This is a genomic window from Shewanella sp. 10N.286.54.B9 (assembly GCF_041468565.1).
Taxonomy (GTDB): domain Bacteria; phylum Pseudomonadota; class Gammaproteobacteria; order Enterobacterales; family Shewanellaceae; genus Shewanella.
Genome location: NZ_JBFRIY010000015.1, coordinates 148,736 through 163,937, shown reverse-complemented (window position 1 = coordinate 163,937; position 15,202 = coordinate 148,736). Strand labels below are relative to the sequence as shown.

The 15,202-nt window shown below is 42.6% G+C and carries 13 protein-coding genes; 9 read left to right on the top strand and 4 right to left on the bottom strand.

What is annotated here, in order from left to right; genetic code table 11:
- Window positions 1-105 precede the first annotated feature (105 nt).
- Window positions 106-738, top strand: a complete 633-nt coding sequence (locus AB4135_RS05355; protein ID WP_371990954.1) for a flavin reductase family protein — start codon at window positions 106-108, stop codon at window positions 736-738.
- Between the two features lie 145 nt (window positions 739-883).
- On the opposite strand, the gene AB4135_RS05350 is transcribed toward AB4135_RS05355, so the two are convergent.
- Complete coding sequence (locus AB4135_RS05350; protein WP_371990952.1) at window positions 884-3,988, bottom strand: DUF3857 domain-containing transglutaminase family protein; 3,105 nt, start codon at window positions 3,986-3,988, stop codon at window positions 884-886.
- A 343-nt stretch (window positions 3,989-4,331) separates the two neighbouring features.
- Here AB4135_RS05350 and AB4135_RS05345 point away from each other — a divergent pair, with 343 nt between their 5' ends.
- The 4 genes from AB4135_RS05345 to AB4135_RS05330 all read left to right on the top strand — a co-directional run bounded on the left by AB4135_RS05345 (window position 4,332) and on the right by AB4135_RS05330 (window position 6,507).
- Window positions 4,332-4,583 (top strand): DUF2999 family protein, encoded by a 252-nt coding sequence (locus tag AB4135_RS05345; protein ID WP_220739584.1) that lies wholly within the window; start codon window positions 4,332-4,334, stop codon window positions 4,581-4,583.
- A gap of 237 nt (window positions 4,584-4,820) precedes the next feature.
- On the top strand, window positions 4,821-5,138 hold the full coding sequence (locus AB4135_RS05340; protein ID WP_220739582.1) for a metalloregulator ArsR/SmtB family transcription factor: 318 nt from the start codon (window positions 4,821-4,823) through the stop codon (window positions 5,136-5,138).
- Between the two features lie 51 nt (window positions 5,139-5,189).
- The gene (locus AB4135_RS05335; RefSeq protein ID WP_371990950.1) at window positions 5,190-5,435 is read left to right on the top strand and encodes a thioredoxin family protein; all 246 of its coding nucleotides are present in this window, start codon (window positions 5,190-5,192) and stop codon (window positions 5,433-5,435) included.
- Between the two features lie 76 nt (window positions 5,436-5,511).
- Window positions 5,512-6,507, top strand: coding sequence for a permease (locus tag AB4135_RS05330; RefSeq protein WP_371990948.1), 996 nt, complete (start codon window positions 5,512-5,514; stop codon window positions 6,505-6,507).
- 43 nt (window positions 6,508-6,550) lie between these two features.
- On the opposite strand, the gene AB4135_RS05325 is transcribed toward AB4135_RS05330, so the two are convergent.
- Window positions 6,551-7,039 carry a MarR family winged helix-turn-helix transcriptional regulator gene (locus AB4135_RS05325; protein WP_371990946.1) on the bottom strand — a complete coding sequence of 163 codons (489 nt, stop codon included), beginning with the start codon at window positions 7,037-7,039 and terminating at the stop codon, window positions 6,551-6,553.
- 151 nt (window positions 7,040-7,190) lie between these two features.
- Here AB4135_RS05325 and AB4135_RS05320 point away from each other — a divergent pair, with 151 nt between their 5' ends.
- Window positions 7,191-8,072 carry a DMT family transporter gene (locus AB4135_RS05320; protein ID WP_371990945.1) on the top strand — a complete coding sequence of 294 codons (882 nt, stop codon included), beginning with the start codon at window positions 7,191-7,193 and terminating at the stop codon, window positions 8,070-8,072.
- Between the two features lie 108 nt (window positions 8,073-8,180).
- Here the strand turns inward: AB4135_RS05320 and AB4135_RS05315 are convergent, their stop codons facing one another.
- Together AB4135_RS05315 and AB4135_RS05310 are read right to left on the bottom strand one after the other, a co-directional pair.
- Entirely contained in the window at window positions 8,181-8,678 is a 498-nt protein-coding gene (locus AB4135_RS05315; protein WP_371990943.1) for a NifB/NifX family molybdenum-iron cluster-binding protein, read from the bottom strand.
- Window positions 8,675-8,977: a DUF134 domain-containing protein gene (locus tag AB4135_RS05310; RefSeq protein WP_220739563.1), complete on the bottom strand. Its 303-nt coding sequence runs from the start codon at window positions 8,975-8,977 to the stop codon at window positions 8,675-8,677. The genes AB4135_RS05315 and AB4135_RS05310 overlap by 4 nt, the downstream gene beginning before the upstream one ends.
- A gap of 386 nt (window positions 8,978-9,363) precedes the next feature.
- On the opposite strand from AB4135_RS05310, the gene AB4135_RS05305 reads away from it, so the two are divergent.
- The 3 genes from AB4135_RS05305 to AB4135_RS05295 all read left to right on the top strand — a co-directional run bounded on the left by AB4135_RS05305 (window position 9,364) and on the right by AB4135_RS05295 (window position 14,900).
- Complete coding sequence (locus AB4135_RS05305) at window positions 9,364-10,038, top strand: YoaK family protein (RefSeq protein WP_371990941.1); 675 nt, start codon at window positions 9,364-9,366, stop codon at window positions 10,036-10,038.
- A gap of 812 nt (window positions 10,039-10,850) precedes the next feature.
- Complete coding sequence (locus AB4135_RS05300; RefSeq protein ID WP_371990940.1) at window positions 10,851-12,515, top strand: ammonia-forming cytochrome c nitrite reductase subunit c552; 1,665 nt, start codon at window positions 10,851-10,853, stop codon at window positions 12,513-12,515.
- A gap of 825 nt (window positions 12,516-13,340) precedes the next feature.
- Window positions 13,341-14,900: an ammonia-forming cytochrome c nitrite reductase subunit c552 gene (locus tag AB4135_RS05295; protein ID WP_371990938.1), complete on the top strand. Its 1,560-nt coding sequence runs from the start codon at window positions 13,341-13,343 to the stop codon at window positions 14,898-14,900.
- Window positions 14,901-15,202: the final 302 nt, after the last annotated feature.

The window sequence follows — 15,202 nt, the reverse complement described above, 5'->3', positions numbered from 1 at the left end:
AATGCTGGCGGGTGATATTATTTCCAAAAGCCAGCCTTATTGACAACCAAGCCTTAAGTTGAAAAGCTACCACCTTATTAGCTTTAGCATGTCAGAAAGGGAACAATGTATATGGATGAACGCTATTTTTATGAGCCTAGCAAAGGCCATGGTCTGCCCCATGATCCGTTAAGCGCAATAATCGGGCCTCGCCCTATTGGTTGGATTGGTTCTCGCAACGCTCAAGGTCAACGAAATCTGGCACCCTATAGTTTCTTTAACTGTTTCAACTATCGTCCTCCAATCATCGGCTTTGCCAGCATTGGCTGGAAAGACAGTGTCGCCAATATTGCTGCAACTAAGGTGTTCACTTGGAACTTAGCCACTAAAAGCTTGGCAGCAAAAATGAATCAGAGTTCGGTGGCATTAGCCAACACTGAAGATGAATTCGATTTTGCAGGTCTTACTCCTAAAGCTGCTTCAATTGTTGCAGCCGATTACGTTGCACAAAGCCCAGTTAACTTTGAATGTAAGCTTTCGCAACTGATTCAACTACAAGCAGCAGATGGCGACAAAATTGATAGTTGGTTAGTGTTAGGCGAGGTAGTTGCCGTACATATCGATAAGCAGTTGTTAAGCGCCGAGGGAGAGTTTCTAACCACTAAAGCCGCGCCAATTTTGCGAGCAGGCGGGCCCACCTCCTATTACGGCATTTCAGAAGACAATCGTTTTGATCTGTCGAGACCGATGACTCCTTAAGTATTTTTTATGAGTCTTGCAGGCTCAACAAGCTTTACAAAGCATCAGCAAACATGACTAGGAATGAGCTTTCTAACAAAATAGCTAGCCTCAAAAAAGCAGCTATTATGTGCTTTTCTGAGGCTCTATCAATGCCCCTGATAATCTAAAGAGCTGTATTACCCTCTCTTTGACTTTGCCACTGTTGCATTAGCTGCTTAACAAAGACTTTATCTTTCTCGTCTGTGGTAGTGGCATACAATACAAATTCATCACCATCTTCTACATGAATGGTGACTTCAGCGACCTCAGCCTCTTCACTCGCATTAGCATAATCGACTTGGATATCTTCTACAGCGCTTAATGGACTTGATGCAACTTGTAACTCGTCGTTCTCAACCCAATAGGAAAATACAGTCTCAGGCGTGAATCCGTTGCCGTCTGATCGATTGCTCAGCCAATCGTCGCTATAAAATAAAACTGGCATTTCATTTTCAGTGAATACCTTGTTTTGCTGCATAAAATCGATATCGTGCGACCACAGTTCTTCACCAGTAATAATGTCATCTTGCGCAATCAAGCCAACGTCTTGCCCTGCTGAATATAACAATAATGGAGACATACAAGCCATAAACACCCAATTGCGTGCATGCCATTGCGAGTTAGCTGAATAAGCCTCGGTATTTAGTTTATTTATCTTATTCACGTACATGACTAGCGGGGCGAAAACAATGAACGGAATAAGGTAATCCCAGTTACCCCAATCGCTCTCCCAACTCATGGAGTTGTACCCCAGATAACCTACAAACAGGAAAACCGCCGTCCAAGCAGGGATCAGGAATGGCTGACTTTCTCTTTGGTCACGATCAACGACCAACCACAAATACAAAGGGTAATACCAGAGCGGTGAAAAAATAGCTCGCGCAACAGGCCATATATCGGGCCTGTCTTTCTCATATTTAATGTACTGCCAGTTCTTATAGCTCCAATAGGCCGAATACAAGCCAAGACTAAAAACTGACAGAATGAAAAACTTAACTAGCGATACTGGATAGAATTGGCTTTGATGGCTACTTTTCGCTTCCATCGTCAAACTGACCAAGGCATACACAATACTAAATAGCATTAGAGTGCCAAGTAAAACCCAGCGATTAACTGACTCCAAAGTGTCTGCCACAATGGGCTCGCTGGTTGCTGCTGCACTGGTTGCATTAGGGTAATCAACAATACCGTAGCTATCTATAGAGTCGACTTTCTTCAGTGCCGCAATATAGTCAGCGAGCTGCTCGACCTCAACCCTATCTACCTTAGTGCGGTAATAGTATGACAATGTAAGTTGATGTAGCTTCTTGTTATAAGCAACCTGATAAACCAGTTCAAAAAAAGGATTATCCTCCTTGGTGGTTTCATCGGTAAAACTCCAGTTTGAATCACGAAGATTAACAACAATGTCGCCTTCAATCTGCAATGGGTAACTTAACGGTAGCGCTCTTTGGCTTAAGCTTTCGGGGATAGACAGATAAGGAGACAATTGGGTTTCATACAGGTAAATAGTAAATCCCTCGTCATCCCCCTCAGTCCAAGGCGCCTTTAACAAATAGTCTTCACTAATTGTCAGTGTCCCTTGAGTATTATCTCTGGTCACTTGTAGCGGTGTATTAATGCTGAGTCCATTAAAGATTTTGTCATAATACTTAGCGTATTGCTCAGACAAAGCCTGTACTCCACTATCTACTATCGCCGCCCTTTTACTGCGTGCTTCATAACCAGAATAGGTCACTTTAGAGGTGAATGCTGATGGCTTTGCTACGCCGTTTGAAAAATCATATTTTTCAGCAAAATTGATTTTACCGCCACTGTGCTCAGCAGGCATTTTTTCTAAGGCATCAACCCCAGGTTCTAATACCAGCGCATAACCATAGTTAGGTTGATACACAGCATCTAAAGCCACTTGCTGGTACAACAATGTAGGGTCAAACCAATAACTCTTGTTATTTATCTCGGCCTTAATAATGGCATGGTTGAAGCTTTTTGCTGACGGCAACTTATCAGCTAGGCTTTCGCCTGTTTGGCTATTGACTAAAACAGGAGAGGCTTCAACACCGAGTCCTTTCAATAGCGCGATTAGCAGCACCGACTTATCTTTACAATCACCATAGCGTTTAGCTAATGTGTCACTGGCTTTCGCAGGGAAATGGCTATTACTGCCTATCTCAATCCCTAGATAACGGATATCTTGTTGCACGAAATTAAGTGCAAGCATGACTTGCTGATCTAAGTCATCAGTTTGCTCGGTGATCTGCTTAATCTTGCTTTGCAACGCTGCAGAATCATCAAGTTGACGTTCAAACATTGGCCGAGCCCAGTCGACCACTGCCCGCCAATCTTTACTCTCTGAAAACTCGGCTTTGGCATAAGGCTCATACCAAGCTGCGGCATCATTACTCACCGTTAAAATGGGCTGTTGCTCCACTAGCAGTTGATAGTCCGTTTCACTACCTAAACGACTCTCGGTAAAGCTTTGTTCAGTATTGTGCATCTTAAAATGCAAAGGAGTAGACTTCCCCCAAAGCACTCTCAAAAACTGTTGATGGATCGGCACTTGCCACTGCAGCGTTCTAGAGCCGGTGAAAGTACTGGCAAATACAGGGTTCTGGCCAAACCGTGTAAAGCTATACTCAACAACATCACCAATTCGAATATCATTAACCGCCCAAAACGCATTAAGCGAACCATCGTAAAGCAGGTCGTTACCGCTGTCGCTTTTGTCTAAACTGAACTGACTATCTAAGGTTTTATCAATTTCTACGCCATCTCGGATAACCTTAATCCCGTGAAAAGCGATCCGCTCATAGCTAGGGTCGTAACTCACACTAATTTGCGAGACGTACTCTAGCCCTTTAGCTGAAACTGCTTTAATAACATAGCGATTAAACTTGCTCTGTTCACCACCTTCGCTTACCCGATATTGATTATCGAGCAATAGATGAAAAATACCATCGGCAAGCTGACCCGTAGGTTCTTTGTCTGGCTCACTAACAGGCACTGACTGCACCCACGTTGGCTGCGGTGTATAGGTTACGCCCTGCTCGCGATAAGTGCCGCTATGCCAGTCTTCATCTAACGATAGGCGCTCTGTAACAGCTGAAATGCTGTTGGCATTGGCGAAGGTAAATACTGAGAAGTTGATGAGCAAATAGCATGCAGCAATCGATAAGATAAATAATCGTGCAGCAGTTGTAACTGCTTTAAGCCATATTCGATTAAACATCGAGCCAGTCCTTTGTTTCTTATTATTGATGTAAGGCTCCCTCTATGGAGCCAACTGATACTAAAACATTTCCATAACATTTAATACTTTTGACTATCCTTAATTAGCTGTTAAATCAACCTTGTAGGCCACAGTAAAAATAATGGCGGCTAAAACCAATACCACTATGCGGGTAATGCGACTTCCAAACTAACTAATTTACGCTGTTTGCATATCTAAAAAGGGACAAAAACTAGCTCGGGAATGGACATAATTGTCGATAGTTTTATACTCACCACTTAAGTGCATGGAGTGTGTTAGAATCCATGCCTATTTTATTTAACTAAGCATATAAGGCAGTGCAATGAACCCTATTCTTGCGATCTTAAAAGAACACAATATCAGTGACGCTCAAATCAGTGAGCTATTCCAGACACTGACAGAAAATCCAATGATGGCGATGGCGACCGTTGGCCAATTAGGGATCCCTGCAGAGAAATTGCAGCAGATGATGGCACTAGTGATGCAGACTCCAACACTCATTAAAGAAGCAGTTCTAGAGCTAGGTTTAGACTTTTCAAAAGTTGAAGCAGCTAAAGCTCAATTACAGCAGTAACAAAAGCGTTTGTGGGAAGAGAGAAATACTCCTTCCCCACATCTATGTTTATCAACTTAAACTCCCCTTCTATCTTCCCAAAAGCTCAATCCAGCACTTTATTCAGTCACAGGTATAAACTGTTTACTTGGTCACACTAATCAAGTCGACTCAGATCTATACTGCCAAACACTTGGCCATTTAACCAAATGACAAAATAATAAAGTCGCATCCCTTCAAGTTTGCAGGAACATTGATATGACAGCAGAACAACAGCGTAAGCTAACCGCTCGCGCAGCAGTGCTAAAGGCACTCGCTCACCCGACTCGTTTGTGGTTATTAGAACAACTTCAGCAGCAGGAGCATTGTGTGTGCGATCTTACCGATGGTGTAAACGCTGATATTTCTACAGTCTCCAAACACCTTTCAGTACTCAAGCAGGCTGGCATCGTTAGTAGTCGTCGTGATGGCAAACAGATCTATTATCGACTTGAAACGCCTTGCTTACTCAAGATGCTTAGCTGCGTAGAAACGGTGATTGAGAAAAATGCGCAAAATCATGCAGAACTCGTTTAATTAGCGTAGTCCAAAACCCATTTATTCCATAAACAGTAAAAAGGTCACAACATGAAAATAGAAATACTAGGCAGTGGTTGTAAAAAGTGTACCAATTTGGCCGCCGATGTAGAGCAAATTGCCAACGATATGTCGGTCAATTTTGAGCTAGAAAAAGTGACTGACATGGACGCGATTCTCGATTATGGCGTAATGTCGACACCCGCTATTGTTGTCGATGGCGTTGTTATGACTGCTGGCAAAGTACCAACAAAACATGAAATAGAGCAACTGTTAAAGCAAGCAGCTAGCTGCTAGCCACAATGATTTAACCGTTCCAAACGATAATTGGGACTAAACATATAGCAATACCATTGATTTGTGAGGTGAGCCAATGCTGAGTTGGTTTTCGATATTGGCCGATTGGTTAATCTATGATTTAGCAGGGTTATCAAGCCAAACGCAGTTTGGACAAGCGGTTCATTTTTTTGTTGAAGATACCAGCAAGATTTTTGCGCTGCTGGTTGTGATGATTTACGCCATCGGCTGGCTGCGAGCATCATTGAATGTTGAGCGAGTAAGAGACTATTTATCTGGTAAGCCCAAATTCGTTGGTTATGGCTTAGGGGCAGGCTTTGGGGCAATTACGCCTTTTTGCTCCTGCTCTAGCATTCCGGTATTTTTAGGTTTCACCTCTGCAGGGATCCCTATCGGGATCACCATGGCATTCCTACTCACCTCACCATTAATCAATGAGGTCGCCATCCTATTACTGTTTAGTCTTCTGGGCTTAGAGATCACCCTGCTGTACGTTGTAACAGGGATCAGCATCGGGATATTGGGCGGTGCCTTGCTCGATTTGCTCAAGGCTGAACGTTGGTTGCAGCCAGTAGCAGCCAAAGCATACGCAAGAGGCCAACAGCCAGCAAAGGCTGCAGGAATTGCTAAACCAACAACCCAAGCCGTGAGTACTTTGGGTTGGCAACAGCGGCATCAGTTTGCTAAATCTGAAACGATTGAGATTTTTGCTCGAGTCTGGAAATGGGTCATTATCGGCGTCGGTATTGGCGCCGCACTGCATGGGTTTGTACCGGCTGGTTGGCTAGAGGCCAATTTAGGCCAAGGGCAATGGTGGTCAGTTCCACTTGCTGTATTGATGGGGATCCCGCTTTATGCAAATGCGACAGGTGTTATTCCTGTTATGGAAAGTTTATTACTGCAAGGCGTGCCTTTAGGCACAACTCTGGCCTTTTGTATGAGTACGGTTGCAGCTAGCTTCCCTGAGTTTGTCATGCTTAAGCAAGTAATGAAGTGGCGCTTATTAGCAATTTTGTTTGTACTGTTACTAATATCATTCACCCTCATGGGGTGGATGCTAAACATGGTTTAGCTAGTTATGCCTCACCCATCAACTTTTAGCGAAAGAGGACTAGTTACTTGCCTTCAAAAGCCGCTAGCCATGTCTTGAGCAAGCGGTTCAACTCAGGCTTATTGGCATCAGAAAGCTGCTGCACCAGGTTATGCTGCACACGCACATGCTCTTCTATTGCTGCATCTATGATGGCAAAGCCTTTTTCAGTCAGCCCCACAGACACACTGCGGCGATCTTCAGTGCTATGCACCCGCTCAATCAGGCCTTTTGCCTGCAGCTTATCGAGACGATTTGTCATCGCGCCAGAGGTCAGCATCATCGAAGATAACAGTGCTGATGGCGTCAGGTTAAAGGGTTCACCTGAGCGCCTAAGCGTTGCCAACACGTCAAACTCGCCAAACGTTAAGTCGTACTGTTTATGGCAAGCTGCAATTTCCACTTCAATATGTTTTTGCAAACGCATCATCCGACCAAAAATTTCCATCGGTTGCGTATCTAGGTGTGGCTTCTCTTTGTTCCATTGGCCAGCAACTTTATCTATATCGTCCATTTCACACTCTATCTCAGCCAGTTAACAGAATTAGCACCAGCAAATTAATCTTAATATAAAGATACTTTATAAAAAGATACTTTACAAAAATAACATTCAGGTTCAAACTCAAACTATCTTAACGTAAAGATACTTAGTAGCAAGGTAGTTTATGAATATTTTTCTCGCCATGATCCCCGCTTTTTTCTGGGGTACCACCTATGCCATGACCCAGTTTACGCTGCCAGACTGGCCGCCATTATTGTTAGGTGCTATCCGTGCATTACCTGCGGGGTTATTACTGTTAGCCGTTAAACCCAGTTTACCCAATAGAACCGATTGGCCAGTGCTGATTAAGCTAGGTGCTATCAATATTGCGCTGTTCTTTAGTCTTATTTTTATCATGGCATTAACCCTGCCCTCTGCAATCTCCGGGGTTGGCATGGTTTCGGTGCCAGTGTTCGCTATGCTATTTCATTGGTTGGTGAGTAAAAAGCGCCCAAGTTTTTTGCAGGCAGGCTTTGGTGCAGTATTAGTGATATTGGCTTGGATGCTGTTTGACCCTAGTGCTATCAGCTTAAATCCCGTTGGGCTATTGGCAATGCTGGCTGCCATTAGCTGCATTATCGTTGGTAGCACCATAACAAAAGCCCTTGGCAGCCGAATTCATTGGTGGACGGTACTCACTTGGCAGCTAATTATCGGTGGTGTACTACTGTTAATTGCCGCAGCAATTCACTCGTTGCTTTCACCAGAACAGTATTCTGCTGCAATACAGACTTTCAGTATCGGAAATGCGTTAGGCCTAAGCTGGATAATTATGCTTAATACCGTACTTGGCTACATCATGTATGTTTGGCTACTGCAGCGTATGACCGTGGTTGATTTCACCTTTGGAGGCATAGCGAACCCCGTCGCGGGCATTGTCAGTGGGATGGTGTTATTAGGAGAGTCATTTACGCCTCATCAATACCTGCTTATGGCCAGTATGATCTTGGCCTCAATTGCACCGACACTGATTCAAATCATCCGTAAAAAATTAGCCAATCATTAATTCTCTGTGTGCAATTGAAATCGGTTCGAATCACTGAATCGGCATAACAGCAGTGGTCTAAGCACACCACTGCCAGTTTAACTCTTTAAATCTGCTGCCGAAGCAGCACTAATTTATAACTCTAAATCCTGCATAATTAAGCTTGTCTGCAGCAGTATTTTGCTTATTGTCTGGACTCAAGATCGTTGTTTTTTCATTTGCACCACCGCAGCTACATCCACCCGTTTCTCCGCCACAACAACCACCTTTTTTAAGGTGATTCAACGAACTCCGCCCTTCAGAAGCATCTAGCAATCTACAAGTTGTATCAGTGCTTTGATCTAACAGCTGTTCGATACTTAAAGCGCTATCACCTTTGCTGACACTAATGCCAGCAGCGAGCAACTTGCCCAGCATACGCTCACCAATATGTTGCACCATGACAACGTCTGTCTTTTGCTGTTTAATTAGATCTAACATCGCCTTTTTAGCACTGCAGTCACCTGCTAGTGCTGGATTGTCGAAACTGGTCACTAAGTGGTGGTACTCGTTATAAAAACCGATCCGTGGCGCCTTAGTGAAGTGACCCGCTAATCGACCGCGGCTCATTGGCATTGCAATAATCATAAAACTTCCCTTTTGGTATCTGTTGATTGTGGCAACACTAACCCATGACCCTGAGTTATTGCCGTCGCCACCTTTTTACGTGCGCTTGCCAGCAAATAGCCAAATGTTTGTCGAGATATCCCCATAGAAGCAGCAGCATCGAGTTGACTCATTTTTTGCACATCGCCTAAATTCAGAGCTTCAAATTCATCAGCATCAATATGGATTTTTTCCAACTCAACAGACGGAACACCATTAGGCTTAAATAGACTATAGGGAGCGCTACAGGATAACTTTCTACATTTCTTTGGTCTGGACATCAATCAGCCTAATTTGCCAATGGTAAGATATCAGCCAATATTAAATGGCTATTGCGAGTTATTGGCCTACGCCAATAACTCGATAGTATGGCAACTGGGTAACTCTAAACTGTGGACTAGCTCACGCAGTTCAATATTCGAGATCACTGAATTGAGTTAATGCCTTAAGCATAAAGCCTCAGTATTCACCTAGTGCTATTACAGCGCCCAGTTTTGCGAGCAACAATACAGTTTGCTCTCTGGATCAGCGGCAGAATAGAGTGGTAAAACAACCAACCTCTCTGACGCTGAACCTTAAGCAATACCCTGCGACCAACAGCCCTTGCAACACCGGCATAGCAAACATCGACAATGACAGGCCAATTTGGCTAACTTTGGAGTGTACGTTGATATCAAAATTACCCAAATGGGTTGAATATGGCGCGTTTGTGCTAGCGTTGATTGCCGGCTGCGTTAATGCCATTGGTTTATTGGGTTTCGAGCACCAGTCTGTATCGCACCTCTCTGGTACTGCGACTTTAGTGGGCACTCAATTACTCAGTTCTTCCCCCACCGCCCTGCTTCACCTACTTGGGATACTTATCAGTTTTATCATCGGTGCGACATTATCCGGTGCATTGCTATCTGGCAGTTCAGTAAAACTTGGGCGTCACTATGACACCTTACTCGTTGTCGAAGGTTTACTATTAATCGGTGCTATCTACTTTCTACAAGCAGGCAGTTTTGTGGGGCATTACATGGCATCTGCAGCTTGTGGACTGCAAAATGCACTCGCGACAACATACAGTGGTGCCATTGTCAGAACCACTCATGTCACCGGAATCTTTACAGATCTTGGGATTATGTTGGGAAGCTGGCTTAAAGGAGAGGGATTCGACAGGCGTAAAGCGGTGCTGTTTCTGCTCATAATTACTGGCTTCATTTGTGGCGGAGCGCTAGGCGCCTTGTTATTTCAGCAGTTTCAGTTTTACGCTTTGACCGTTCCTGCCGGGATCTGCTTAATCTTAGCTATCAGTTATCGCTTATATAAACGTAAAACAGCACCGAAGCCATCACAGTAATGCCGTAAAGCGACATCATAGCTGCCGATGTGAGCTTTTCCATGACAAACCAGGTTAAAGTAGTCGCCTTGCTATTATTAAATTTAAATGCACTCTGTAGAAAAACAGGCTTACTTAAATTAATTCTACTTTAATATTATATTTATTAGCACTGATAGTAATTTCATTTAAAATAGCACTCCTAGCAAAACAAAATTATTACCACAACAGCTAAAAGGTAAAAAACAAAATATTTGTTATTATTCCTCAACATTATCTTCATCAAGATATATAAAATGAAAAAATAAAATCAATCTTAAAAATTAAAAACTAATACTGATAGGCATTTAACTAATAAACCTCATTTACAATTTAAACTAATCACGCTACAAAACCAAAGGTAGTTACAATTAATTAACATATCAACAGGTAAACACATATGTAATAAATAATACATAGCTCTAAATTAGAACAAAGACTTACACAGCAAACCTTGATAAACACTGGCTCACAAGCTACCCATTAAGGTGTACCACTTTATAGGTATTTGTTAGATTTATCTTATTTTGTTTACAACTAAGTTTTGTGAATTTATTGATCACTCTCACGTTATGGTTAATAAAATGTATGGCAAACCCACCCCTCATGTTAATTATCTATCGGCAGATTAATATTATTTAATAATGTTAAATCAACAAACCAAAACTTAAATCAAAAATACACAAAGCAAGATTAAAAAATAATATTTATTGAGATAACAATATAAAACTTTATTAGCAAATCAGTAAACAAGCAAATAATAAATAACAAATAGATTATTTAGAGGAGTTGTGATGAGACTACAAAAGCTTGCAATCGCCGTAGCGGTAATGACCGCATTATCAGCCTGTAGCGATGATGATGATAAAACTAAAACCTGTCCTGATGGAACAGAGCTCGATCCCGACACAAATGTCTGTGTCACTATACCGCCGGTAGAGCCGCCAGTTGAACCACCTGTAGAGCCACCGGTAGAAACGGATTTCTACAACAGCGATAACTGGAAAGAGACCTTCCCTGATCAATACACCACTTGGGCGCAGACTGAAGAGAGCAACCCGGAATCGGGGGTACCTACAGACTTACTAGAAGCTAACCCTAATCTTGTCAGCGCTTGGGCAGGCTACGGGTTTGCCAAAGACTACAATCGTGCGCGTGGTCATCACTTTGCATTAACTGACATTATTAAAACATTACGTACTGGCGCTCCGCTAATCGGACACGACGGTGAAATCGTCGGTGAAGCCATGAAGGCAAGTTGTTGGTCTTGTAAATCTCCAGATGTCGGACGCATGTTTGAAGAGGTGGGTGAAGGCAAGTTTGCAGATAATGGCTGGTCAGTGTGGGGCGAAGAGATGCCAAACACAATCGGCTGTGCAGATTGTCATGAACTCGGTGAAAACACGCTACGACTAAGCCGTGCGTATACGACTCGTGCAATGGATGTGATTGATAAAACATTCACAGCGCAAGAGCATGTTGACCAAGCCGGCCAAACTTGTGCTCAGTGTCATGTTGAATACTACTTCGATGGCAACGACTCCAAAAAAGTACGCTACCCTTGGGATCACTGGGTACCAGGTATAGATACCGATTACGCTAGCGTTGTTGATTACAAAGGCGACGACAACTTGTACAAAGGTTTTGCCGCTGAAGCGCAGTTAGCATTCTACGATGAGAAAAACTTTAAGGATTGGACTAACGCTATCTCTGGTGCACCGTCGCTAAAAGCACAGCACCCAGAGTATGAAAACATGATGGATCGTACCGACCACATGATGTCAAATCACTTGGATTTCAGCTGTAATACTTGTCATATGCCGAAATCAACTAACTCGGATGGACAAGAGTACTCAAATCATAAAGTCGCATTTGATGCCAACAAGCTTCCAGCTAGCTGTACCGGTTGTCATGATGCAGATGCATTCGAGTCTAAGTTTGAGAAACGCAAAGCCAGTATCAATGCACTTCGTTTTGAGGACGAAGGCACAGATCCACGCCTAACTGAAGTACACTTTAAAGCACAAGCTATTTGGGCTGCGAACGGTATTGAAGGCCTAGAAGCTGGAAAGTCTATTGGTGAAGCAAAAGCTGCTTATGAAGGTGCGCTAACTGCTGACAATGAACTTGCCACAGAAATGAATAGCCTGCTAACCAAAGTACGTAATGCTCAGTGGTTCTGGGATAGCGCTACCGCATCTCATGGTATTTACGCCCATAACCCTGCTGAAGCTATTCGCTTGCTAACCAAGTCTAATACGATTTTAGATGCGGCAATCATCGAAGCGAATACACTGCTTGCTAAGTACGATGCTGACTATGTCTACGATGCAACTAAGTACGACAGCAAAGCAAAAGTACAACCGCTTGCAGGTCTTGACCTCGATGCGATGAAGACCTCTAAAGAAGAGTTCATCAAAGAGCGTGTAGAAAAAGATTGGCCTGCTGAACTACATTAATTGCAAATGTAAATAGCTAAAGATACATCTCCAAACTAAATGCCAGTCACCTCACCGACTGGCATTTTTTCCTGTTTAACACAGCAACTCATTGCTCTAGAGCTAAAGCAGCTACAACTCTAGAGCAAAAGAGTTTATGCTCCTCGGCATAATAGCCTGCCACTCATCACTTCTACATATGGTTGCAGTTTCAGCTCCAAATTAAGCACAGTTTAATTTAAATACTATTAAATTAAATGAACTTAAATTAAACTTAATTAAATTAGCACTTAAGTATGGTCGACTCGATATTATAAAAGTAATAAGTCAGAAATGTTAAATACAACATCACCTCGAACAAATATCAGTCATAGAAAAGATAATGACTTAACAATTAATATAAATGAGCAGTATTTTAATATAGAATTAAGTTTTAATTAATAGTTAAAATCGGGGCAATAAAAGGCAATAAATTCTCGAGAAAAAGACATAAAAAGATAATTAATAAAATTAAAAAACTATCATAGCCCCTTATAAAAACACATTAAACACGACAATAAAGCCAAATTAAAACAACAGCCTATAGCGAAAAACCATGTATAGCTGTTTGCCTAAAACAGAGCTAATTTACACTAAAAACCGCAATACCTACAAATAGGTATTATTCAGCATTTGTAAATATAAAATAGTGTCGAGCTAATAACTTTAATAAGTTAGACATCACACTACCCGCCAAAATACATTCACCGATTAATTTAAAATGGTAATAATCACCTCATTCTCAACCACCAATAATTAATTACAAGTAAACAACTATTACTTTATTGATTGCATTTAGGAGTGATGATGAAACTTAATAAACTGTCCATGGCAATAATGGTCTCTACTTTGTTCGTTGGCTCAGCTGCCGCCAATGATAAAGACGTAGATCTATACAACAGCGATAACTGGCAAAAGGCATTTCCAGAACAATACAAGACTTGGGCTCAAACTGAGCAAACAACCCCAGAGTCAGGTAACTTAGTTGATCTATTGGCCGCAAACCCAAACTTAATCTCTGCATGGGCTGGTTACGGTTTCGCTAAAGACTATAACCGAGCACGTGGTCACCACTATGCAATGACAGACATCGTCAAAACACTTCGTACAGGCCATCCTGTCGTCGGCCATGACGGCAACGTTGTTGGCGAAGCCATGGCTGCCAGTTGCTGGTCTTGCAAAACCCCCGATGTCGCTCGCATGTACGACAAAGTTGGAGAAGATAACTTCTCAAATAACAACTGGTCGACATGGGGCCATGAGATGTCTAACACTATTGGTTGTGCAGATTGCCATCAGTTGGGCAGCGCAGAAATTCGAATGAGCCGCCCATATGCAGAGCGTGCTATGCAAGCCATAGGCAAAGACTTCTCAGAGCAATCAGCAACGATGCAGGCAAGCCAAACTTGTGCTCAGTGCCATGTAGAGTATTACTTTGACGGCAAAGATGATAAAAAAGTCCGTTACCCGTGGGATCATTGGGTACCAGGTGTTAAAACCGACTACAAAGAAGTGGTTAACTATAAAGGCTCAGACGGCCTATATGAAGGTTTTGCCGCAGAAGCACAACTTGCCTACTTTGATCAAATAGGCTTCAAAGACTGGACCAATGCAATCTCAGGCGTGCCATCAATAAAAGCACAACATCCTGAGTTTGAAAACATGATGGATAGAACTGACCATGCGATGTCTAGCCATATGGAGTTTGGTTGTACTACCTGTCATATGCCTAAAGCAGAAAATAGCAAAGGGGTGGAATACTCTAACCATAAAGTCACTTTTGACGCTAATAAGCTACCAGAAAGCTGTGTAGGTTGTCATGAAGGCAGTGATTTCAAAGAGATCTTCGATGAACGTAAAGCTGAGATCAATAAGCTGCGCTTTGAGGCTGACGGTACTGACCCACGCTTAACCGAAGCACACTTTAAAGCTCAGGCTATTTGGGCTGCTAACGGTATCAAAGGACTAGAAGCGGATCAAAGTATTGCTCAAGCCAAAGGTAACTACGAAGCGGCATTAAAAGCCAATACGCCACTCGCCAAAGAGATGAATAGTCTTTTAACTAAAGTTAGACATGCACAGTGGTTCTGGGACAGCGCAACAGCCTCTCACGGTATCCATGCGCATAACCCAGCAGAAGCAATTCGTTTACTTGAGAAATCTAATGCGATATTAGATGAAGCACTTAACGAAGCAAATGCACTGTTAACAAAGTACGCACCAAAGTATAAGTACGATGCAACTAAGTACGATACTAAAGCAAAAGTACAACCGCTTGCCGGACTTAATTTAGAGGCTATGCAAAGCGCTAAAGAAGAGTTCATCGAGCAGCGCGTTGAAAAAGAGTGGCCTGTTGAACTACGTTAATTGCGAACCTAGTTAGGCAAAATACATCTCCAACCCCAAACGCCAGTCACCTCACCGACTGGCGTTTTTTTAGTTCGATCCATAACAATTACTCAGTCACTCTTCTCTATACTCGTCTCAATAAAAAAGTCATCAACACTAACTGCTACGTGCAGAAGAATTCCCACAGGTAACTCACAAAAACAAATATAAACATTAACTTATAAAACACGATGAATTCAGAATAGTTCCAGAAGGTTGCTCTGTATAGCCTTAGCTATAGTCCTATTACCTACTCGAGCTCACAACAGCGAATAAGCTTT